This window comes from Bdellovibrio sp. HCB2-146, assembly GCF_047345725.1.
In the GTDB taxonomy this organism is placed as follows: domain Bacteria; phylum Bdellovibrionota; class Bdellovibrionia; order Bdellovibrionales; family Bdellovibrionaceae; genus Bdellovibrio.
On the sequence record NZ_JBLEQP010000002.1, the window covers coordinates 103,290 to 124,137 of the forward strand.

General features: G+C 45.5%; 20 protein-coding genes. 7 read left to right on the plus strand and 13 right to left on the minus strand.

The window, feature by feature from the left end:
• Window positions 1–8 precede the first annotated feature (8 nt).
• Window positions 9–3,263, plus strand: coding sequence for a fused isobutyryl-CoA mutase/GTPase IcmF (gene icmF, locus ACLWOR_RS11430; RefSeq protein WP_413940865.1), 3,255 nt, complete (start codon window positions 9–11; stop codon window positions 3,261–3,263).
• Window positions 3,264–3,332: 69 nt separating this feature from the next.
• On the opposite strand, the gene ACLWOR_RS11435 is transcribed toward icmF, so the two are convergent.
• The 3 genes from ACLWOR_RS11435 to ACLWOR_RS11445 all read right to left on the minus strand — a co-directional run bounded on the left by ACLWOR_RS11435 (window position 3,333) and on the right by ACLWOR_RS11445 (window position 4,882).
• On the minus strand, window positions 3,333–3,575 hold the full coding sequence (locus ACLWOR_RS11435; RefSeq protein WP_413940866.1) for a GlsB/YeaQ/YmgE family stress response membrane protein: 243 nt from the start codon (window positions 3,573–3,575) through the stop codon (window positions 3,333–3,335).
• An 88-nt stretch (window positions 3,576–3,663) separates the two neighbouring features.
• A complete protein-coding gene (locus ACLWOR_RS11440; RefSeq protein WP_413940867.1) occupies window positions 3,664–4,278 on the minus strand; it encodes an FMN-binding negative transcriptional regulator in 615 nt (204 codons plus the stop codon).
• Window positions 4,256–4,882, minus strand: a complete 627-nt coding sequence (locus ACLWOR_RS11445) for a GNAT family N-acetyltransferase (protein WP_413940868.1) — start codon at window positions 4,880–4,882, stop codon at window positions 4,256–4,258. The genes ACLWOR_RS11440 and ACLWOR_RS11445 overlap by 23 nt, the downstream gene beginning before the upstream one ends.
• An 84-nt stretch (window positions 4,883–4,966) precedes the next feature.
• Here ACLWOR_RS11445 and ACLWOR_RS11450 point away from each other — a divergent pair, with 84 nt between their 5' ends.
• A complete protein-coding gene (locus ACLWOR_RS11450) occupies window positions 4,967–6,397 on the plus strand; it encodes a PLP-dependent aminotransferase family protein (protein ID WP_413940869.1) in 1,431 nt (476 codons plus the stop codon).
• 4 nt (window positions 6,398–6,401) lie between these two features.
• Here ACLWOR_RS11450 and ACLWOR_RS11455 read toward each other — a convergent pair whose 3' ends face one another.
• Window positions 6,402–6,704 carry a hypothetical protein gene (locus ACLWOR_RS11455; protein ID WP_413940870.1) on the minus strand — a complete coding sequence of 101 codons (303 nt, stop codon included), beginning with the start codon at window positions 6,702–6,704 and terminating at the stop codon, window positions 6,402–6,404.
• Window positions 6,705–6,785: 81 nt separating this feature from the next.
• The gene (locus tag ACLWOR_RS11460) at window positions 6,786–8,333 is read right to left on the minus strand and encodes an NAD(P)/FAD-dependent oxidoreductase (protein WP_413940871.1); all 1,548 of its coding nucleotides are present in this window, start codon (window positions 8,331–8,333) and stop codon (window positions 6,786–6,788) included.
• Between the two features lie 97 nt (window positions 8,334–8,430).
• Between ACLWOR_RS11460 and asd the strand changes: the two genes are divergently transcribed.
• Window positions 8,431–9,261, plus strand: coding sequence for an archaetidylserine decarboxylase (gene asd / locus ACLWOR_RS11465; RefSeq protein WP_413940872.1), 831 nt, complete (start codon window positions 8,431–8,433; stop codon window positions 9,259–9,261).
• Window position 9,262: 1 nt separating this feature from the next.
• On the opposite strand, the gene ACLWOR_RS11470 is transcribed toward asd, so the two are convergent.
• The 3 genes from ACLWOR_RS11470 to queD all read right to left on the minus strand — a co-directional run bounded on the left by ACLWOR_RS11470 (window position 9,263) and on the right by queD (window position 11,911).
• Window positions 9,263–10,216 (minus strand): hypothetical protein, encoded by a 954-nt coding sequence (locus tag ACLWOR_RS11470; RefSeq protein WP_413940873.1) that lies wholly within the window; start codon window positions 10,214–10,216, stop codon window positions 9,263–9,265.
• Window positions 10,217–10,469: 253 nt separating this feature from the next.
• Entirely contained in the window at window positions 10,470–11,450 is a 981-nt protein-coding gene (locus ACLWOR_RS11475; RefSeq protein ID WP_413940874.1) for a DUF4421 family protein, read from the minus strand.
• A gap of 101 nt (window positions 11,451–11,551) precedes the next feature.
• A complete protein-coding gene (gene queD / locus ACLWOR_RS11480) occupies window positions 11,552–11,911 on the minus strand; it encodes a 6-carboxytetrahydropterin synthase QueD (protein ID WP_413940875.1) in 360 nt (119 codons plus the stop codon).
• Between the two features lie 28 nt (window positions 11,912–11,939).
• On the opposite strand from queD, the gene ACLWOR_RS11485 reads away from it, so the two are divergent.
• Complete coding sequence (locus ACLWOR_RS11485; protein ID WP_413940876.1) at window positions 11,940–12,428, plus strand: 6-pyruvoyl trahydropterin synthase family protein; 489 nt, start codon at window positions 11,940–11,942, stop codon at window positions 12,426–12,428.
• Between the two features lies 1 nt (window position 12,429).
• Here the strand turns inward: ACLWOR_RS11485 and ACLWOR_RS11490 are convergent, their stop codons facing one another.
• Window positions 12,430–13,479 (minus strand): hypothetical protein, encoded by a 1,050-nt coding sequence (locus ACLWOR_RS11490; protein ID WP_413940877.1) that lies wholly within the window; start codon window positions 13,477–13,479, stop codon window positions 12,430–12,432.
• Between the two features lie 254 nt (window positions 13,480–13,733).
• Here ACLWOR_RS11490 and ACLWOR_RS11495 point away from each other — a divergent pair, with 254 nt between their 5' ends.
• From ACLWOR_RS11495 to ACLWOR_RS11505, 3 genes are read left to right on the plus strand one after another with little or no spacing between them, the layout of a single operon-like run.
• Window positions 13,734–13,964: a FeoA family protein gene (locus ACLWOR_RS11495; protein WP_413940878.1), complete on the plus strand. Its 231-nt coding sequence runs from the start codon at window positions 13,734–13,736 to the stop codon at window positions 13,962–13,964.
• Complete coding sequence (feoB, locus tag ACLWOR_RS11500; protein ID WP_413940879.1) at window positions 13,940–15,853, plus strand: ferrous iron transporter B; 1,914 nt, start codon at window positions 13,940–13,942, stop codon at window positions 15,851–15,853. Before ACLWOR_RS11495 ends, feoB begins: the two co-directional genes overlap by 25 nt.
• On the plus strand, window positions 15,850–16,674 hold the full coding sequence (locus tag ACLWOR_RS11505) for an N-acetylglucosaminyltransferase (RefSeq protein WP_413940880.1): 825 nt from the start codon (window positions 15,850–15,852) through the stop codon (window positions 16,672–16,674). The genes feoB and ACLWOR_RS11505 overlap by 4 nt, the downstream gene beginning before the upstream one ends.
• Here ACLWOR_RS11505 and ACLWOR_RS11510 read toward each other — a convergent pair.
• Genes ACLWOR_RS11510 through rffA form a run of 4 tightly spaced genes read right to left on the minus strand, consistent with a single transcriptional unit; the run spans window position 16,669 to window position 20,808 of the window.
• On the minus strand, window positions 16,669–17,814 hold the full coding sequence (locus ACLWOR_RS11510; RefSeq protein WP_413940881.1) for a glycosyltransferase family 4 protein: 1,146 nt from the start codon (window positions 17,812–17,814) through the stop codon (window positions 16,669–16,671). The two genes, ACLWOR_RS11505 and ACLWOR_RS11510, sit on opposite strands and share 6 nt — an antisense overlap.
• Complete coding sequence (rfbB, locus tag ACLWOR_RS11515) at window positions 17,802–18,788, minus strand: dTDP-glucose 4,6-dehydratase (protein ID WP_413940882.1); 987 nt, start codon at window positions 18,786–18,788, stop codon at window positions 17,802–17,804. The genes ACLWOR_RS11510 and rfbB overlap by 13 nt, the downstream gene beginning before the upstream one ends.
• Window positions 18,785–19,672 (minus strand): glucose-1-phosphate thymidylyltransferase RfbA, encoded by an 888-nt coding sequence (gene rfbA / locus ACLWOR_RS11520; RefSeq protein WP_413940883.1) that lies wholly within the window; start codon window positions 19,670–19,672, stop codon window positions 18,785–18,787. The genes rfbB and rfbA overlap by 4 nt, the downstream gene beginning before the upstream one ends.
• Window positions 19,669–20,808, minus strand: a complete 1,140-nt coding sequence (rffA, locus tag ACLWOR_RS11525; RefSeq protein WP_413940884.1) for a dTDP-4-amino-4,6-dideoxygalactose transaminase — start codon at window positions 20,806–20,808, stop codon at window positions 19,669–19,671. Before rffA ends, rfbA begins: the two co-directional genes overlap by 4 nt.
• Between the last annotated feature and the right edge of the window lie 40 nt (window positions 20,809–20,848).

Here is a 20,848-nt window from a genome sequence, read left to right on the forward strand (position 1 = left end):
TACTCGATATGGCGTATACTCCGAAGCATCCTATTCGCATTGTCACCGCGGCCTCTCTTTTCGACGGGCACGATGCCAGTATTAATATCATGAGACGTATCATCCAGGATATGGGTGCAGAAGTGATTCATTTGGGTCACAATCGCTCTGTTTCTGACGTCGTTAAAGCGGTTTTGCAAGAGGGTGCTCAAGGGGTTTGCATCAGCTCTTATCAGGGCGGCCACATGGAGTATTTCAAGTATATGCGCGATTTGCTGAATCAAGCAGGCGCAGGTTACGTGAAAATCTATGGCGGTGGCGGTGGTGTGATCGTTCACGAAGAAAAGCGTGAACTCGAAGCTTACGGTATCGCGCAAATCTTCCATCCTGAGGACGGTCGTCGTCTGGGGTTGGAAGGTATGATTGAAATGATCATCAAAGGTTGTGACTTTGATTTGAATGAAGCAGCGGCCGCTCTTCGCAAACAAGGAACAGCAACGGCCAATGTATTCCAAGGTGACAGCGTTCCTTCTGTTGAATTGGGTGTGGCTTTAACGGCTATTGAAAATGGCAAAGCTGATGTCAGCCTGCCAACTTTTGGTCTTGAGAAATTTAGAAACAAAACAAAACAACCTCTGGTTCTTGGTATCACGGGAACGGGAGGAGCTGGTAAGTCGTCATTGATTGATGAACTTGTTCAGCGTTACTTGAATGCGTATCCAAACAAAAAAATCGCTGTGGTGTGTGTCGATCCGTCGAAGCGCAAAACAGGTGGCTCGTTGTTGGGTGACCGTATTCGTATGAATTCTTTGTCGCGTAATCGCGTGTATATGCGTTCTGTGGCTTCTCGTGGCTCAGGTCGTGAGATTGCGTCTTCATTGCCGCCACTTCTTGATTTCATGAAGCAGCTTGATTTTGATTTGATCATTGCTGAGACATCGGGAATCGGTCAGGGCAATATGGCGATCACTGAAGTCAGTGATTTCTCTATGTATGTGATGACATCGGATTTCGGTGCGCAATCACAGCTTGAGAAAATCGATATGATCGATTTCGCTGACCTGGTTGCAGTAAATAAAGCCGATCGCCGTGGTGCAATGGATGCTCTTCGTGACGTGACAAAACAATACAAACGTTCACGCAAAATCTTTGATCAAGACACGCAAGTACCGGTGTTCTTGACTCAGGCGTCTCAATTTAACGACGGTGGTGTTAATAAATTGTTCTTCCAGTTGGCAGACACTCTTGAGGCGAAGCAACCGAAAGATTGGCAAGTAGACCCGGCGTTCAAAGCGAACATCTTGTCGGCTGAAGAACACGTGATCATTCCAGCGGATCGTCAAAACTATTTGGCAGAGATTGTTGCGACTGTTCATAAGTATAAAAAACGCACAGAAGACTTGGCTGAAAAAGCTTCTCAACTGGGTGGCTTGAAAAAAGTCGCTCCATTGTTGGGCGCGCCTGCTGATAAGGTTCAAAAAATTGAATCGGAACTCAGTGCAGACTTCACTCAGGAAGAATTAGATTCATTAAAAACTTACGACAAATTGTTAGAACGTTATTCTGGTGACGAATTGGTATTCCAAGTTCGTGACAAAGAAATCCGTCAGCCACTTGTACGTGAATCGTTGAGCGGAACAAAAATCCGCCGTGTTGTGGTTCCTAAGTTTAAAGACTGGGGCGATCGCTTCCGTTACTTGAAACTTGAAAACGTACCAGGGGAATTCCCATTCACAGCGGGTGTGTTCCAATTAAAACGTACGGATGAAGATCCAAAGCGTATGTTCGCGGGCGAAGGAACTCCCGAGCGCACGAACCGTCGTTTTCATTATTTGACTAAAGGCGAAACAGCTCATCGCTTGTCGACAGCATTCGACTCTGTGACTTTGTATGGTCAAGACCCTGATCAGCGTCCTGATATCTTCGGTAAAGTCGGGGAGTCCGGTGTGAGCATTTGTACTTTGGATGATATGAAAAAGCTCTATGCGGGCTTTGATCTGATCAATCCAAATACATCTGTAAGTATGACAATCAACGGCCCAGCGCCGATGATCTTGGCATTCTACTTTAATACTGCAATCGACCAACAAGTTGAGAAAAAAGAAAGCGAATTGGGCCGTAAACTCACTCAAGAAGAGTGGGATCAAACAGCTGCGTGGACTTTGCAACAAGTTCGCGGAACGGTTCAAGCTGACATTCTGAAAGAAGACCAAGGGCAAAACACTTGTATCTTCTCTATCAACTTCGCTTTGAAAATGATGGGTGATATTGCGGATTATTTTGTGAGATCAAAAATCCGTAACTTCTACTCTGTGAGTATTTCGGGTTACCATATTGCGGAAGCGGGTGCGAACCCGATTTCTCAGTTGGCGTTTACACTTTCTAACGGCTTTACATTCGTTGAATACTATTTGGCTCGTGGTCTTAAAATCGACGACTTCGCTCCGAACTTGTCATTCTTCTTTAGTAACGGTCTAGATCCTGAGTACTCAGTATTGGGCCGCGTGGCTCGCCGTATTTGGGCGGTGGCGATGCGTGACCTTTATAAGGGCAACGATCGCTCGCAAAAATTGAAATACCATATCCAAACTTCCGGTCGTTCATTGCATGCTCAAGAAATTGACTTCAATGACATCCGTACGACTTTGCAGGCTTTGATCGCGTTGTATGACAACTGCAACAGCTTGCATACGAATGCGTATGACGAAGCGATCACGACTCCAACTGAGGAATCAGTCCGTCGTGCGATGGCCATTCAATTGATCATCAATAAAGAATTTGGCATGACGAAAAATGAGAACCCAATGCAAGGTTCTTACTTCATGGAAGAATTAACGGATTTAGTTGAAGAAGCAGTCTTGGCTGAATTCAAACGCATCAACGAACGCGGTGGCGTTTTGGGTGCGATGGAAACTCAGTACCAACGTTCAAAAATTCAAGAAGAGTCGATGTACTACGAGCATCAAAAACATGATGGCACATTGCCAATCATCGGTGTGAATACATTCATCGATCCAAAAACGTTGGCTCCGGATTACATCCCGCCAAAAATTGAATTGGCACGTGCTTCTTACGACGAGAAAAATCAGCAATTAACGAATGTTCACAAATACCAAGAGAAACACGCTTCTCAAGGCGAAAAAGAACTGCAAAAATTGCGCGAAACAGTTTTGAACGGTGGCAACATCTTCAAAGCCTTGATGTCAGCCGCAAGACACTGCAGTTTGTACCAAATGACTCAAGCCTTGTACGAAGTCGGCGGCCAATACCGCAGAAATCTGTAGGTACCTGCTTCCTTTCGTGTCGAAAAGGTACCCGGTTCTTTTTCTCGACAAAAAGAACCGGGTACCCGTCTAGCGAGTTAGCATGCGGGCGATAAAGAGGACGATCATTGCGCCGAGGACTGAAGCGATAAAGCCGGCGGGTTCTCCGACTTGATAGAGGCCGAGAGCTTGCCCGATATAGGTTCCGACAACGGAACCTATGATTCCCAGAATGGTGGTGAGGATAAAGCCACCTTTGTCTTTTCCCGGCATCAAGAATTTAGCAACCAATCCTACTAGAAATCCGATCACAATCGTTGCGATAATGCCCATAGGTCCTCCTTGGTGAAGACCCCATTTTATCAGGCACGCGAAGCGATCCGCAAAAGCCGAGCGGCTGAATTGTTAAAACTCAGAGGAATTATTTCGATGTTCGAAGCATGATATCAAGCATTTCATGATCCGGTGTTAAAGAGCTTTTCTTGAGGTTGTCGCAAACGGATTTGAAATCTTCAGACTCGCGGTTTTGATTAAGCTTGAATTTTCCGTCAATCGACTCAATCTGAATTTTGAGTCCGACAATATGTTGAAGTAATTTATGTCTTTGCTCTTCCGGCGTCTTGTATTGCCAGTTGGTTTGATTGCTTTTTTCAAACTGGATCGTGGATCGATCGAGAATCAAATCGACCTCCTGTGAGTCTTGAATCAAGCTTGCTTTTCCTCGCACTTGAACGGCGGTGTAATTCCAAGTGGGGACTTGGTTTGTGGTTTTATACCAGCTCGGTGAAATATAGCGATCTGGTCCTTGAAAACTAACCAGTACTGGGGCGTCGCCTAGAAGCTTCGTATGCGGGTTCATTCGCGCAAGGTGAGCTGTTAGGATTAATTTTCCGTCTTCCTCTTCAAGCAGAAAGGGCAAGTAGTTCATCATAATCCCACCCTCGTGGTTTGAGACGAGCGTGCCAAGAGGATAATTGATAATCAATTCTTTTAGAAGATCGATATCATCAACTTTAAAGCGCTGGGGACGATACATTGTATTTCTCCAAATATCCTAAAAGTGTTGTTTTAATATTAGGCCATTCTGAATCTATTATCGAGTAAGAATGATAGTCGCGCTTCCGGCCATCAGGAAGTTTTAGATAGTGACGAATTTCACCTTCAAATCTACCGCCAATCCGTTTGACCGCACGTTGCGAATTAAAATTCAAAAAATCGACTTTAAATCCCACGCGAATGCAGCCTAAAGTTTCAAAAGCATAAGTCAGCATTAAAAGCTTCGCTTCGGTATTCACATAGGTTTTATGCCAAGAGCGACCAATGCGCGTACGTCCGATATCGACACTCAGTCGATTGCGATCCATGTACAAGAAATTGGAGTAGCCGACGGCCTCGCCGGAGGCTTTATCTACAAGCGCAAAGCCGTTTTCTAACCGGTCGGCTCTGCGTTTCATAGAGCTGCGGACTTCTTTTTCCACATCATCCCGGTTCATGCAGCCACCAAACTCGGTCACGAACTGCCTGTCAAAAAGAGCATGGCGAGTCAGGCTTTCCATGTGCTCGAGCCCCAGGGGTTCTAAGCGCAACTTTTGGCCTTCTAATATCACTTCTTTTGTCCAAAGATCTGTCTGTAATTCCATGATGCAAGTATGGTCTTTTTCTGGTATAGTAAAAAGGACCAGATTCGAATAAACATATAGACCAGATGTCTAAAGGAATTTCCGATGAAATCCGTCGTCTTAAGTCTTCAAGACAAGAAAGCCCCCAAGTACGAACGCATCTATGCGGCCTTTTTATTGGCTCTGAAAGACGGTGTATTAAAGCCAGGTGATAAAATCTCCTCAACCCGAGAGTTGGCAAAGACTTACAAATGCCACCGCCTAACAGTGATGAATGCCCTGCAAAGTCTGGTTTCAGAAGGGTGGCTCGAGTCTCGAGAGAAGTCCTATTACTACGTCTCAGAGAAAACACCGATCACAGCATCTCTCAAAGGTAAACCTACACGAAAAAAATCCGCGCAATTTCAACTTGTGAAAACTGCAGACGAACTCCTAATCCAAGAGAGAACACGGCATAAAATTGAGTTTTGGGGAGGACAACCCGATTTACGCCTTTTTCCGAAGGACGAGTTTCGCAAAGTTCTTTCTGACTCCATTAAGTTCGCAAAACCGGATGTTCTCAACTATGGCAAGATGGAAGGTCTGGATGTCTTTAAAGTTCAGATCGAAGAATATTTTCGCCGCACGCGAGGAATAGTAGATCGCGATTACATTGTGACGAACGGTTCGCAAGAAGGAATCTATCTTATTGCTCAAGCATTCCTAAAACCAGGTGATGCTGTGGCAGTGGAAGGAAAGGGTTATCCTCCTGTTTGGCGTATTTTAGAAAACATGGGTGTTAAAGTCGTACCAATCTCAGTTGATCAAGAAGGATTGGTCACGGATGAACTTGAGTTCATCATTCGCAAAACCAAAATCAAAATGATTTACACAACTCCGCTACATCAATACCCCACGACAGTGACACTGAGTCCGCGTCGTCGCCAAGAGTTGATTCAAATCGCGGAAAAATATCAGATCCCTATTTTAGAAGACGACTACGATCATGAATTCCATTACTTAAGCCCACCACCAGCACCTCTGGCGACGCAAACTCCGTATGCAATTTATATTGCAAGCTTCTCTAAAATCGTTTTTCCAGGTTCAAGACTTGGTGTGATCGCGTGCCATGAAGACCTCATAGATGTCTTAGCGACCCAAAAGTTTTTACTGACAAGACAAACGGATTCCCTCAATCAACTAGCTCTCGCACGATGGATGAAAGAGGGCGGATTTGAAAAACATCTCCGTCGCATGACTCGCACCTACGAAAAAAGATTTCATCTAATGGCCGATTTATTCAATAAGCTCGCCGAGGAACATAATATTTCTTGGCAACAGCCCAATGGTGGCATGTGCTACTGGCTCAACGTAAATCGAAACTCCAAAAAGGTTGCGGAAGAAGCAAGCAGAAAGGGCGTGTTCTTTCAGAATGAGAAAACCATGAGTTACGACGGAAAAGAAGGAACACATCTGCGAATTGGGTTTGCCTGTGTGAATGAATCGGAAATTCAAGAAGGCTTAAGCGTGCTCAATCAAATCTTAAAGAAGAAATAGAAACTTATTTGCGACGAGTCCCTGGAAAAAACGCCAACCAAATCCACATCAAAGGACCAAGTCCGATTAAAACCCAAACGCTGTACTTCACCGGGTCTTTCATATCCGCTGAAACCGCAGCGATCTCATTGATGCTTTCGGGCGAGCGATCAGGTAAGGACGGTTGCGCCGGTTTTTCAGTGCTAGCCGCCATAGCAGCCAAACGGGCTGGATTTCTTGTTGCGAATGCAAATGCCTGCGGAGCAGCGTAACCTGAGCACGCTATGAAAAGAGTCAAAATGGCTCCGCAAAGATGTCGTATAAGCATAAAATCCACCCTCCAGCAGATCTAACCAGAGGGATTGCAAATGCTTTGCCAAACAAAAGTGGTGTCAGGACAAGCCCGATTTTATTGAATCTGAGAAATTATCTGTTCTGCGATACGGATGCCATCACAAGCAGCTGAAGTGATTCCTCCCGCATATCCAGCACCTTCACCCGCCGGGTAAAGACCTTTGTGGGAAATACTCTGCAGGGTTTCGCTATCGCGAGTCACGCGAATCGGGCAGCTGGTACGTGATTCAATTCCATAAACTTGCGCTTCTTCGGTGATGAAACCCTTCATGCTGCGTTGGAAGTTTTCAAAACCTTCGCGAATACGTTTCGTCATATGCGACGGCAAGATTTTATCAATACGGATATTGATAGCACCAGAAGGTGAAGATCCCGGTCGCAATGCACGAGGGCCTTGATCCTTTTTCTCGCCATACAAGAAATCCATTAAGTTTTGTGCAGGCAATTCCTTCGTTCCACCAGCCGCCAGAACCGCTTGATACATTTTCGTTTCAAGCTCACGACGGAATTTCATGCCACCGAATACGTCATCGCCAAAATTCTTTTCGTGATCGATACTGACAACAATTGCAGCATTCGCATACGGAGAGTTACGTTTGTAGTTACTCATCCCGTTACAAACAATGCTGTCGGCTTCAGTTCCAGAGGAAAGAACGTAACCACCTGGACACATACAGAAAGAATAAACACCGATGCCAGTTTTATCGTCATGATGAACAAGTTTGTAGTTCGCAGCACCCAATTTTGGATGCTCTGAAAATTGACGATATTGAATTTTATTAACGGCCGCTTGCGAGTGTTCAACGCGCAAACCCATCGCAAAAGATTTTCCATCCAAATGCACGCCAATTTTATGCAAGTGATTGATCATGTCTTCAGCGGAGTGGCCCGTTGCTAGAACAACATGCGGAGATTTAAATTCTGTTCCGTGTTCTGTGCGAACGCCTGTCACTTGTTTTCCGTCAGTCAGAATTTCTGTCACTTGAGTGTTGAAATGAATTTCGCAACCGTTGGCTTTTAGGAATTCACGCATTTTTGGAATCACGCGACGAATACGATCTGATCCCACATGGGGGTTCGAAAGCCATTGAATCTCTTCGGGTGCTCCAAATTGCACCAAGCGATTCATCACGTAAGGGATATGTGGAGATTTAATACGCGTGATCAATTTTCCGTCTGAATAAAGACCGGCACCACCTTCGCCATAACAAACGTTATTACGAGGATCGAGTTTTCCGTAACGCCAGTATTGATTGATCCCTTTGATGCGTTCACCACTGTCAGAGCCGCGCTCAAAAAGCACGCAAGGAACTCCGCGCTCCACAAAACGCAAAGCTGCAAAAAGTCCCGCCGGACCGGTGCCCACGATCAACGGCTTCACGCCAGGCGTTTTTATTTTCTCTAAATCAAATTGCGGAAGTTCAAGATTTTCACCCTTTGCTGCGACCTCGACAGAATAGACGAAATGCGGGGAGTGAGCGCGTCGCGCATCCACACTTTGACGAAGGATGCGGTACGGACCATGTTCGGGCATCAGCCACTGGAGTTTTTCTTCAAGGTCCTGATCAATGGGGATTTCGATATTATTGAATATTTTAGGCATATGTTCCTTAGGGCGGGTGTTAGACGCCAATTGAGAAAACTTATACCAAAGGAGGCCTCGCGTGACAAAGGTGTCTTCCTAGGCTAGAGTTTTTTCCATGTCTGCTATAACTCGTCTACTTCCTAAACGCCGTTTAAGCCGCTTTGTCGGTAAACTCATGCACTGGCAGGGTCCTTCCCTGTGGGCACGCTTTTCGATTAAGGCTTTTGCTAGTTATTATAACATCGCGATGGATGAGGCTGAAAAGCCCTATACCGAGTATCCCTCAATTGGGGAGTTCTTCGTTCGTCGCCTCAAGGCTGGTATTCGCCCAATCGCGGCTTCTTGGGCCGTGCACCCCGCAGATTCTAAAATCACGCAGGCGGCTCCGATTGATAACGGAACTTTGATTCAAGCCAAAGGGCACACGTATAAACTTTCTGATTTCACGCAAGATCCTGACTGCCAAAAAAAATGGGCGGGTGGATTTTTCATGACTTACTATCTTTGTCCAACGGATTATCACCGTGTGCACTCCCCAGTTGATGGTGAAATCACAAACGTGCGCTATATGCCGGGAGAGTTGTGGCCTGTGAACGAATGGAGCACAACGAATGTTCCGAATCTTTTCTCTGTGAATGAGCGTGTGCTTGTTGAAATTGAAACAGATTTGGGACCTGTGGGTGTCGTATTTGTCGGTGCCACAAATGTGGGTCACATTGTCTTAAGCTTTGATCAATCTATTCAAGGAAATCAAAAAGGCCCCCATATTTTCACTCACAAACGCTATGAACCTGAAATTCCGGTTCATAAGGGGAGTGAGCTTGGAATGTTCCGCATGGGCTCAACCGTGGTGATGTTGTATCCACCGATGTTCCGACAAAAATTTGAAAAAGAATTGAACTTGGGACCTGCCGTTCGAGTGAACGCAGCTCTTATTAAAAACTAAACTATTTCATGCGGTAGCGGATCACGATTAAACCTTGTGCTCCGTTACTTCCAGTCGTGAGATCTTTCCCAGAACCACCGCCGCCGGCGCCATAAAGTCCACCGTTTGCACCTTGGCGCTCACGGCCGCCACCACCACCGCCACCACCAGCCCCATAGCCAGCTGTAGATCCGGTAATTCCTATATCGCGACCGGCACCTCCGGCTCCACCGTTCGACGCTCTGTCGGAACCACCGCCACCACCGCCGCCATTTGACCCTGCATTTGCCGCACTTCCTCCGCCCGTACCAAATGGACCCGCTCCTCCAGCAGAGCCAGTTGAAACTCCTCCAGCAGTTCCTGCGGCACCACTCGCTCCACCGCCGCCACCGCCACCGCCGCCACCGGTGTCTCCGCCAGCGCCGCCGTTCCAGCCGTTACCGCCAGGTCCTGCGGCACCACCGCCACCACCACCAGCATCATTGGCGGCAGTACCACCAGCACCACCGGCAAAAGTCGCAAGATTTCCCACACCAACGGCACCACCAGCGCCACCATTTTTTCCCGTACCAACACCTCCGCCTCTCGCAAGTAAAGTAGCAGAGTTGATAAACCAAGTATCTCCCCCGGCAACCGCAGGTGTGCCACCTGTGCCGATTTGGTAGTTCACTGTTGTTCCAGGAGTCATTGTGAAATTATTCCCTCTTGAGTAACCGCCACCGCCAGCACCACCAGTTCCATCGGAACTGTTACCAGGGCGAGCGCCGCCGCCACCACCGATCACTTCGACGGTGAAATCTGTTTCATCAAAATTCATTGGAATAAGCCAAGATGTGACAGACGTGTTGGTGAGAGTAACGACACGATAACGTGTGCGACTGCCTCTTGTGCGAGCCGCATTCAGTGCGAACAAGCTTTCTGAGACCAAAAAGCTAACAATGATGATGGTCAGTTTTAGCTTAGCCAGTAAACTCATCAAACGTTCCCCAAGAAGTTACTAAAGATCGAAATATGAAAAAACATTCTCATATTACTTCTCGGCAGAATCCGTGGAGACCCATGGGAAAGAACGCTTAGATTTCAGCTACTTAATACGATAGTGTTTCAAAAAATACAGGCATCATATCATACGTATGACGTACTAGGTGGACGTGTCTTGTTTATAAACTGAAAGTAATTTTTAGAGTCGGGTTTGTTTCAGAATGAGAAGATCGAGGACCGTTTTGAAACTAGAATCGACCGCCGAAGTACCATCCTACTTCTTGAGAGGCGATACTCAATTTTGTATCGGCCATTTCTGCAGTGACGGTGTGAGCATGTGCAATCAGGTTTGTGTAGTAGTTTCCCCAGTCATACCCAACGACACCTTTGAGATGTGGAAACCAAGTGAGTTTTACTTCACTCGAGTTTCCAGTGGTGCGTTCGTACTGCTGCCATTGGGGACCGGCTTGCAGGCTCATCAGTCCGGCCATGTACCAGTGGCTCCATTGCCAGACGTAAGAAGCAGCAACACCACCAGTTGCCGTCAGATATTTTCCTTGGGTGAGTCCGCGATCTTCTACGATCATCGAGAAGTTTTGTGGAAGAAACGGTCGAGGACTGGAAAACTCTGTTTGAGAAACAGAGCTGATCACATAAAAACCGGCGCCATCCACTTGGGGTTTATCCCAAGAGGCACTGAAAAATTCCAAAGCGCTGTGTCCTTTAAAGGCCCAGTCAAACTGCATGGCGTAGTTTTTTACAATTAAATCAGGTTGATATTTTTCAGAGTCACTCATCAAAGAATAGTCGTTCGCTCTATCGGCGATGGCCTCAAACCCGCGGTAGTCTTGATAAAGAAGCTCAAAGCCGATGTTGTTGTTGAAATAGCGAAACTGATAATCTTGATCGGTAGATTGAATTTTCTTTTTCTCATCTTCGTCAGATCGGCTTTTTCCAAGACTGACAGCAAACGCAATTCCGAGTTTTCGGTTTGAATATCCGAGACCGAATGACGTTGGGGTGTTCGGTTCATAGCGAACATTTTCGCTGGATTCATACTGCGCACTGATGCCAAGGTTCTTTTTGATAAAACCTAGTTGCAAAGTGTGTTGATAGTTCGGCGTTGAAACGGTTTCGAGCGAAGTTTTAGATTGAGTAGTAGGATTTGACGTCGCCATTGCAACAGTTTGAAAAAGTAAAATGGCAACGGTGCATGAAAACGCGCGCATTCTAAAACCCTCTGTGAGTGAAGGCGTGAGAATAGTGGAAAGTGAGTGGGTTTTCGAGATTTCTAAAGGTGACTAAAAAACTTCCAAGCCCTGTCTAAAAACTAAACAGGGTAAGAGCATTCCGTAAGGGGAGTTTCCGCGATACTTACGCGAACCAATTGTGGGAGGCTTTTGCGGGAGTGATCATAAACCCATTTTGCAAGAAGTTCAGAGGTTGGGTTTTCAAGGCCTTCGACTTCGTTTAAAACGCGGTGGTCGATCTTTTCAAGCAGGGGTTTCATCTTATCCTGGATGTCGTTGTAATCGATCACCCAGCCAATTTTAGGATCTAACTCACCCACAAGAGTCAGGACGATCTTAAAACTGTGGCCATGCATACGAGAGCAAGGGTGGCTTGCTGGTAGATGTGGTAAAAAGCGGGCTGATTCGATTTGAAAATGCTGCTTGAGTTCGAATTTCATGCTACATATATAAACACTTGAGGTAGCTATGTCCACGACGACCTTGCATTTAGCAAAACAAAATTTCAAATTTTCAGCAGCACACTTCCTTATTTTTGATGAGAAGCATGCCGAGCGCCTGCATGGTCATAATTACCAAGTCCAAGTCGACATTACGGCTCCTTCGGAGGAAGAACTTCACGGTGAAGGTTACTTTATGGACTTTAATGTCTTTAAAAAAACCATCAAGGCGCGCTTGGATCAATGGGATGAAATCGTCCTGTTGCCTGAGAAGCATCCAGATATGAAGTTTAAAGAAAGCAACAAGGGGCTAGAGGTCACATTCCGCGATCGCTTTTATGTTTTCCCTCGTAATGAAGTGATTTTGTTGCCGATCACCAACACCAGTGTCGAGCAGTTGTCGCGTCTTTTGGCAGAAGAATTCTATGCGAATTTCAAACAATATGGTGTGCGCAAAGTGCAAGTGACTGTGGAAGAAACCGCAGGACAGGGTGCCTCTACCGTCGCTCCTAAATAAATTATTTTAGTTTTCCGGAGCGAACTTCTTCTGGACTGAGTTCGCGTATGACTCGATAGCGCCAAAAGCAAATTCTGCCACCTTCAGAAAGTTTCTGTTCAAGGCGCTCTTCGGTCAAATCAGGGGAGCCGTCGCAATCAATGTGGGCGAAATCTGCAAATGCATCGACTCTGCTAACCGACCATGAATAGGGCGCTTTATCGCGAGCTTTAAATGCGCGATTGAACCCACCGTTACCGAGTTCGATTCCTGCTACGATGATTTTTTCTAGGAGTGGATTTTGAATTTGTTCTCGGGCTGTTGCAATTTTTGAAGGCTCATCAAGGGCGATTACAAAGGCCTCATCAGCAGCAGCTGATTTTGTTGATACCAGGAAATAAACTTTGTCAGATGACGGAGAGAGTTTCGCGACCTGAGATAATCCTGGGCTTTGTATTTCCTGATTGTTTTGAATATAGAAAACATCCGAGTGGAGTCGTTCGGTTCCAACGACATCAATGCGTGAAACATCCGAAGATAAATTCCACTTTAAGCTTTCTGTATCATAAGACTTTTCAATCGTAATTTCTTTTTCTGCCACCACGTTTTGAGCCTTATCGAACGCGCGCAAAGTCACCTTTTGTGACTGAAGAAAAAGGTTCTGCAGATAAATTTTGAAACTGCGAGCTTGGGACGGAACATAGTGACTGACTTGTGGGGACGTCGAACTTGTAAGTGTCCACGTGAGACCCTCAGTACACTTCACGGTGAAACGAAACGCTTGATTATTCAACGGCTTAACGGAGAAATATTTCATCTCGCTTAAAAATTCGGATGATTTGATTTCAAGTTTTTCTTGAGGTTTGACGTCCCACTGAATTTCATCGACATAGCCTTCAAGTCTTACTTGAGTCCACGCGCGTTGGGGAGTGCGAGTGAGATTTTGCATCACCAAAACTTGTTTCTCTGGTTCACACAACGATGGACTGTGAAAAACTTCTGCCGCAAAACTCGGCAAGCTGGTAAAAACTGTGATAAGAATCCCGATTGAAGTCTTAATACTTAAATCCATACAGACTTCAGATCGGTATTTAGAAAATGGACTTAACGAACGGCCTGGCAAACTAGACGTTGGTGAAGTTTGTTGAAGTCTCCGCCTCAAGGTGGAATAAGAGTGAAGAATCCTCAAAATCTGCAATATTTTCAGGCATTTTAGCGAGTTTAGCTGAGAGTCCTTATCAACTCGTTTTCATCATCCCGACAGGAGGCGCCGGGACTTCCCTTTATGCGGACTTCCCCTTAACACAGAAGGATTCAGGGGAGTTTATGAAGTTAACCGATTCATCAGTTAAGACGGGCCAGTCCTTTGAGATCACTGGTTTTGATGGCGACGAGCTTTATCGTGAGCGTTTGCACGAGATGGGTCTGCGTAAAGGTATGCTTCTTACAATTCTGGGTCGAGCTCCCTTTAATGGTCCGTTGCTGGTTCGTTTTCATACCAGCTTCCTGGCTTTGCGAAATGAGGAAGCGGCATGCACGCTAATCAAACCGAAGTAAAACTGAAATCCCTTGCTCTTGTTGGTGCGCCAAACTGTGGAAAGACAACTCTTTACAATTGGCTGACAGGATCGCGTTTTAAAACCGTGAACTATCCAGGTGCTACCGTTGAGTTTTCAATCGGTAAGCTTGCGTCTCATTTAGGCGAAGGCATGATTGCCATGGACACGCCAGGTACCTACAGTCTGCATCCCAAGAGTGCTGATGAAGTGGTGACCTTAAAAGCCATTTACGAAAATCCAAAAATCGGCGGTCGTGTTGATGGCATCGTTGTTGTTGTTGATGGCACGCAAATGTCTCGTCATCTTCAGTTGGCCATGCAAGTGAAAGAAACGGGTTTTCCGTTTATGATCGTGATCACGATGGCGGATCTTTTGCGCAAGCAAGGTATCGAGATCGATATGGATTACTTGCGCAAAACGTTTGGTTGTCCTGTTTTGCAATTTGATGGTGTTCTTGCTGGTGGTCTTCGCGAAGTTGTTGCAGAAGCGCAAAAGCTTCATTCAGATAAAGAACCTTTAAAGCCTGTTGTTTGGAGTTTTGATTTACTTGATCAAAAAATGCGTGAATGCGAAAAGATCGCAACAGAGGCCTTAAATCACCGCACTGAAAAAGCTGAAGAGAAATTGCAAAAAATCGTTCGCAACACGGAGGTGTTGGATCGAGTTTTGTTGCATCCTTATCTGGGCATGGTTTTGTTCTTGGTTATTATGGGTGGATTGTTTTCGTCGATCTTTTGGTTGGCGACTCCGTTCATGGATTATATCGATGGTTGGTTCACAAGTTTGAACGAACTTGTAGCTGGCATGGGACCTGGAACTCTGTGGGCTGATTTCTTAGCCAACGGCGTGGTATCAAGTTTCGGTGCGGTGTTGGTATTTGTGCCGCAAATCTTTATCTTGTTCTTTGGTATTGGTTTATTGGAAGGATCTGGATACTTGGCTCGTGCGGCGACTTTGATTGATCGTCCGTTTTCAGCCCTTGGTATGAGTGGTCGTTCTTTTGTTCCTATTCTCTCTGGTTTCGCCTGTGCGGTGCCTGCGATTATCGCCACTCGTAATATCCCATCTGCGCGCGATCGTTGGATCACATCGTTCGTGGTGCCTCTGATGGCGTGCTCAGCACGTTTGCCCGTTTATGCAATCCTGTTGGCCTTCTTATTCCATGGTGAAGCAGCGTGGAAGCCAGGTATGGCGCTTGCGGCCCTGTACCTTGGTGCCTTAGTCGTGGGAGCCATTGCAGCGAGCATCGTGAATAAGTTTATTCCGGAAAAAGACAAGTCGTTCTTTATGATGGAATTGCCGATTTATCGTCGCCCTAAATTCCGCGTTCTTTTGCGCCAAAGTTTGACTCGTACAATGTCTTACGTAAAGCGTGCCGGTCCGCCAATTTTTATTTTCGCGGTTTTGATCTGGGTTGGGACTAACTTCCCGAACTATCACAACGAAAATGCCACTGAAAAGTTGCAACAAAGCTACGTGGGCCAATTGGGACATATTATTGAACCCGTTGTTCAGCCCATGGGCGTTGACTGGCGTGTGGGCGTTGGGTTGATCTCCGCTTTCGCCGCACGTGAGGTGTTCGTTTCTTCGTTGGCGGTGACTTTCAATATCACAGATACCGATGAAGATTCTCAACAGCAGTCTTTATTAAGTCAAATGGGCACAGCTGTGAATTCCCTGGGACAAAAGATCTTTACAACCAGCAGCGTGATCGGGCTTATGATATTCTTTATGATAGCCCTTCAATGTATGTCGACGGTGGCTGTTCAAATCCGTGAAAGCGGATCTTGGAAGTTTGCAGTTGGCCAACTGATCGCCTTTAATCTTGCCGCTTACGTGATAGTCGTGGTGTTGGTGCAAGGTTTAAGAATGCTGGGAGTTTCATGATTTACGATTGCTTTGTATTCTATGACGAATTGGATCTGCTTGAGATCCGCCTAAATGTGCTCGATTCTGTGGTAGATCGTTTCGTCATCGTTGAAGCAACAGAGACTTTTTCCAAAGTTCCTAAAAAATTATTCTTCGATGAAAATCGTGAACGCTTCCGTCAGTTTCAGGATAAAATCATCCACGTCGTCGTCGATGATTTTCCAAAGTTCAACTGGAAGAAGCTTCGTCCGACACGGAATTGGGATCTGGAAGACTTTCAAAGAAATGCGTTGAGCCGCGGTCTGGTAAATTGTAAGCCGGATGACATTATTATTTTCTCAGACGTGGATGAAATTCCTCGTCCCGAAAAAGTTCTGGAATTTAAAAACACGCCGGGTATTAAAACCTTCTATCAAGAGCTTTATTACTACTATTTGAATTATCTGGCTGTCGATCATACTGAGCCGAATGAATTCTACAAGGGCTACAAGCCTTGGCATGGTTCGGTGATGGCAGAATATCGGTACTTTAAAAAGTCGCCGAATGATATGCGCACTTATCGCAGTCGCAAAGACAGCGAACATACCATGGTCATGGATGGTGGGTGGCACTATTCATTTATGGGCGGAACAGACATGATTCTGAAAAAGATGAAGGCTTACGCTCATACCGAATATATGACTCCAGACATGTTCACCCATGAGTGGATTGAAAAACAAGTGCAAACGGGTAAAGACATCTTTAATAGACCGATGGTCTTTAAAAAGGTGGATATTCAAGAGCACGCACCGAAGTACGTGCTAGAGAATCGCGAAAAGTTCGCGAAATTGATTCTATAATTTCTGATAAATTTCGACGGTTTTTTGGAGTGTCGTCGGCCAGTTGTGTTGGCTTAGCACCCATGTGCGACCGATTTTCCCTTGAGTCTCTGTCAATGAAGGATTTTGAATATAAATTCGCATGCCTTCCGCAAGGGCTTTCGCGTTTTTTGCTTCTACCAATGTTCCGCGTTCGTTATGGCCAATTTGTTCGGGCGTGCCGCCTGCATTTGTACCAATAACGGGTTTTTCCATGAGCATGGCATCGAGGATGCTCAGTGAGTAGGTCTCGTTATAAGAAGCCAATGCAAACACATCCAAGGCATCAATATAGGGAATATATTCCTTTTGGAATGGAATGCGCACAAGATGACCTTTTAGACGAGGTTCCGCGATCTTGCGATCAATCCAGTCGGACAATTCCTTGGAAGGGCCTTCGTAGTGAATGCTGCCGTCAGGATTTTTACCGACGATGGTAAGATCACCAACGATCCATAGTTGGATTTTTCCGATTTCTTCGTCTGTTAAATGATCGAGTGCGGAAACGAGTTCGCGCACACCTTTGCCTGGATCAATACGGCAAAGAGTTCCAAAGACGATTTTACCTTCGGCATTGTATTTGGAACGAATGTGTTCGCGTTTTTCAGGCGCGTGCACGTATTGATCGGTTTTACGACCATAGCGGATTAGATGCAGTTTTTTTGGTGCGATTGGAAAATTCTTTTTCGCATCATCTAGAATATTTTGCGAAGACGTGCAAAGAGCGTCGACTTTAGAAAACAACCACTTATGAACGAAATCCTGTTTCGGAAGAGCATTCATATAGAGATTGTAAATGTGCTTGATTCCGCCTTTGTTCCACTTTGCAAGAGCACAGGCCCACATATCAAGACGTGTGTGAGAGTGGAGGTGAGTAAAACCCTTTTCTTTGATAAATCGGCGAATCAGACGCGCGTGAGCGAACTTTGATATTCCTGCCGGAAGTTCAAAAACCTCAACTGACGCTCTTTTTAATTCATCTGCCGCGCGAGACCCAGGAATGCAAAGGGCTGCTTGCTTCAGACCATTTCTCTGAAGCTCGATCATCAATTCAACGCTATAGATCTCAAGCCCGCCCCAGGAAGGGGCGTTCAGGCAGTGTAGGACTTTTATTTCGCCCATAGATTGCGATAGTACTCAATCGTGCGAAGAAGTCCGTCTTCTTCAAAGCGAACTTTTGGAGACCACTTCAGTTCCTTTTGCGCTTTTGAATAATCAATCGCATAGCGGAAGTCGTGGCCTTTGCGGTCTGTGACGAATTGAATCAGACTTTCTGGTTTACCAAGATGTTTTAAAAGCAATTTTGCCACATCCAAGTTTTGTCTCTCAGAATTGCCACCAAAGTTATAGACTTCGCCCGCATGACCTTGAGTAAATGCCGCCCAGACACCTTCATTGTGATCATCAACAAAGATCCAATCGCGAATATTCAAACCTGTTCCATAAACTGGAAGTGGCTCGTTTGCGAGAGCACGCTTGATCATCAAAGGAATAAATTTTTCCTCAACCTGCAGGGGACCATAGTTATTGGAGCATCGAGTGATCACGACAGGAAGCTTAAATGTTTCAAAGTAAGAGCGACACAAAAGATCTGCACTGGCTTTTGAAGCACTGTAAGGGCTGTTGGGTGCGATCGGAGTTTGTTCCGTGAAAGGAGCATCTTCCATGCCCAAAGTTCCATAAACCTCGTCTGTGCTGACTTGGAGATACTTAAACGAAGGTTTTTTCTCGAAAATTGCCAGGCTTTCTTTCAAAAGATTCAAAGTTCCCAAAACATTTGTTTCAACGAAAATATTCGGGCTTTCGATGGAGCGATCCACATGTGATTCCGCGGCGAAGTTCAAAACGCCATCAAAGTTGTACTTTTTAAAGAGCTCATGCATTTTTTGGGAATCACGAATATCGGCATGAATAAAAGTCAGGTGCGAATGTGTATCGAGTTCTTTTTGAATGTTTTCTTTTCGACCTGCGTAAGTCAGAGCATCTACGAATACGAAATCGTATTGAGCTTTCACATCTTCGCGGCAGCAAATCGTTTTAACAAAATTAGAACCGATAAAGCCGGCAGAACCGGTCATCATTAATACTTTTTTCATACTTCCTCAGAGATCACTTTTTCAAGATAAGAGCGGTAAGAGCATTTCGGCAAACCTTCGGTGATGCCGCGTAGCTGTGTCAGTGTGATAAATTTCATGCGGTAAGCGACTTCTTCAAGGCAAGCCACTTTCGTTCCTTGGCGCTCTTCAATGGCTCCGATGAAAGAAGATGCGTCCAGTAAAGACCGAGGCGTTCCGGTGTCGAGCCAAGCCACACCACGGTACATTGTTTGCACACCAAGTTTATCTTCGTTGTGGTAAGATAAGATCAAATCCACAATTTCAGTTTCACCACGAGGAGAAGGTTTTAAAGCCTTCGCACGAGCTGAAACTGTTTTGTCGAAGAGGTAAAGACCTGGAATCGCATAAGACGACTTCGGTTGTTTTGGTTTTTCTTCGATGGATTTTACTTTTTTAGTTTCTTTATCGAACTCCACAACACCGTAAGCAGAAGGGTCGGCAACGTGATACGCAAACACGCGCGCATTCATGTTGTTTTTCTTATTCAACTGATCTTCAATTGCTGTTCTGAAAAACGTCAAATCGCCGTAGAACAAGTTATCACCCAAGATCAAGCACACGTCATCGTTGCCAATGAATTTTTCACCCAAAACGAAAGCTTCTGGCAGTCCGTTTGGTTTATCTTGAATCACGTAAGACAAAGAAATACCAAATTGTGAACCATCACCCAAAAGCTTTTGAAACGTGGGTTGATCTTCACGAGTTGTGATCATCAAAACATCTTTGATTCCACCGAGCATCAAAATACTCAAAGGGTAGTAAATCATTGGTTTGTCATAGACCGATTGCAATTGTTTGGTCATGACTCTTGTCATTGGATAAAGGCGAGAACCTGCGCCTCCAGCTAGAATAATACCCTTCATGAACGACCTCGATAAAACTCGTTAACAGTGTCAATAACGTACTGAGCTTCTTGCTCAGAGAGTGAATAATATAGTGGCATACGCAGCAAGCGTGCGGATTGGTCATCAGTAACCGTCATCGGTCCCGCTGTGCGCGAAAATTTCTGTCCCGCAGGAGCAGAGTGGAGGGGAACGTAGTGGAAAGTCGCTTGAATGCCTTTTTCTTTCAAATAGCCCCACAAAATAGATCTTTCATCGGCCGTATTTGTGAGGAAGTAATAAATATGCGCATTCGCTTTGCAATCAGCAGGGATTGTCATGCGAGTGAGTTGGCCTGACTTTTCAAGACCCGCAAAAGCCTGATGATATTGTTTCCAACGATCTAGACGCTTTTGTGTGATCATCTGACCGTTTTCAAGCTGTGCATACAAAAATGCTGTTGCAAGTTCTGATTGCAAGTACGAAGAGCCTTTATCCTGCCATGTGTATTTATCCACTTGGCCGTTTAAAAACTGCTGACGATTCGTTCCTTTGTCGCGAACGATTTCTGCACGCGCCACTAGTTTTGCATCGTTAATAATTAAAGCGCCGCCTTCGCCGCAAACGATGTTTTTCGTTTCGTGAAAGCTAAAAGCCGCCATATGGCCCCACGCGCCCAAAGCTTTGTTTTTATAAGAAGCAAAAATACCTTGAGCGGCATCTTCGACAACTAAAATACCGCGAGGGTTGGCAAGATCCATGATCTTATCCATTTCGCAGCCCACGCCCGCATAATGAACTGGCATGATAACTTTCGTTTTTGACGTGATTGCTTTTTCAATGGCGCTCACAGAAATATTCATGGTCGCTGGATCAACATCCACGAAAACAGGAGTTGCCCCATACAACGCGACAACGTTCGCTGTTGAAGTAAAAGTGAACGAAGGCATGATAACTTCATCACCGGGACCAATGTCAGCAAGAACCATCGCCATTTCAAGAGCAGATGTGCAAGAAGGAGTGATAACAGCGAGAGGACAACGAAGATTTTCTTTAAACCACTCTACGCATTTTTTATTGAAAGCACCTTCGCCAGATAATTTTTTATTGGCGATGGCTTGGGCAATATATGCCTCTTCTTTTTGGATATGGGGCGGAATATTAAATGGGATTTTCATCCACCCCAGACTAGCAGAGAAGAAAGCTTTTCGGCAATGG

Coding starts and splice junctions, on each gene's coding strand:
- icmF (WP_413940865.1), top strand. CDS start 9: ATGGCGTATACTCCGAAGCATCCTATTCGCATTGTCACCGCGGCCTCT.
- ACLWOR_RS11435 (WP_413940866.1), bottom strand. CDS start 3,575: ATGGGCATTATCGCAACGATTGTGATCGGATTTCTAGTAGGATTGGTT.
- ACLWOR_RS11440 (WP_413940867.1), bottom strand. CDS start 4,278: ATGTATCGTCCCCAGCGCTTTAAAGTTGATGATATCGATCTTCTAAAA.
- ACLWOR_RS11445 (WP_413940868.1), bottom strand. CDS start 4,882: ATGGAATTACAGACAGATCTTTGGACAAAAGAAGTGATATTAGAAGGC.
- ACLWOR_RS11450 (WP_413940869.1), top strand. CDS start 4,967: ATGAAATCCGTCGTCTTAAGTCTTCAAGACAAGAAAGCCCCCAAGTAC.
- ACLWOR_RS11455 (WP_413940870.1), bottom strand. CDS start 6,704: ATGCTTATACGACATCTTTGCGGAGCCATTTTGACTCTTTTCATAGCG.
- ACLWOR_RS11460 (WP_413940871.1), bottom strand. CDS start 8,333: ATGCCTAAAATATTCAATAATATCGAAATCCCCATTGATCAGGACCTT.
- asd (WP_413940872.1), top strand. CDS start 8,431: ATGTCTGCTATAACTCGTCTACTTCCTAAACGCCGTTTAAGCCGCTTT.
- ACLWOR_RS11470 (WP_413940873.1), bottom strand. CDS start 10,216: ATGAGTTTACTGGCTAAGCTAAAACTGACCATCATCATTGTTAGCTTT.
- ACLWOR_RS11475 (WP_413940874.1), bottom strand. CDS start 11,450: ATGCGCGCGTTTTCATGCACCGTTGCCATTTTACTTTTTCAAACTGTT.
- queD (WP_413940875.1), bottom strand. CDS start 11,911: ATGAAATTCGAACTCAAGCAGCATTTTCAAATCGAATCAGCCCGCTTT.
- ACLWOR_RS11485 (WP_413940876.1), top strand. CDS start 11,940: ATGTCCACGACGACCTTGCATTTAGCAAAACAAAATTTCAAATTTTCA.
- ACLWOR_RS11490 (WP_413940877.1), bottom strand. CDS start 13,479: ATGGATTTAAGTATTAAGACTTCAATCGGGATTCTTATCACAGTTTTT.
- ACLWOR_RS11495 (WP_413940878.1), top strand. CDS start 13,734: ATGAAGTTAACCGATTCATCAGTTAAGACGGGCCAGTCCTTTGAGATC.
- feoB (WP_413940879.1), top strand. CDS start 13,940: ATGCACGCTAATCAAACCGAAGTAAAACTGAAATCCCTTGCTCTTGTT.
- ACLWOR_RS11505 (WP_413940880.1), top strand. CDS start 15,850: ATGATTTACGATTGCTTTGTATTCTATGACGAATTGGATCTGCTTGAG.
- ACLWOR_RS11510 (WP_413940881.1), bottom strand. CDS start 17,814: ATGGGCGAAATAAAAGTCCTACACTGCCTGAACGCCCCTTCCTGGGGC.
- rfbB (WP_413940882.1), bottom strand. CDS start 18,788: ATGAAAAAAGTATTAATGATGACCGGTTCTGCCGGCTTTATCGGTTCT.
- rfbA (WP_413940883.1), bottom strand. CDS start 19,672: ATGAAGGGTATTATTCTAGCTGGAGGCGCAGGTTCTCGCCTTTATCCA.
- rffA (WP_413940884.1), bottom strand. CDS start 20,808: ATGAAAATCCCATTTAATATTCCGCCCCATATCCAAAAAGAAGAGGCA.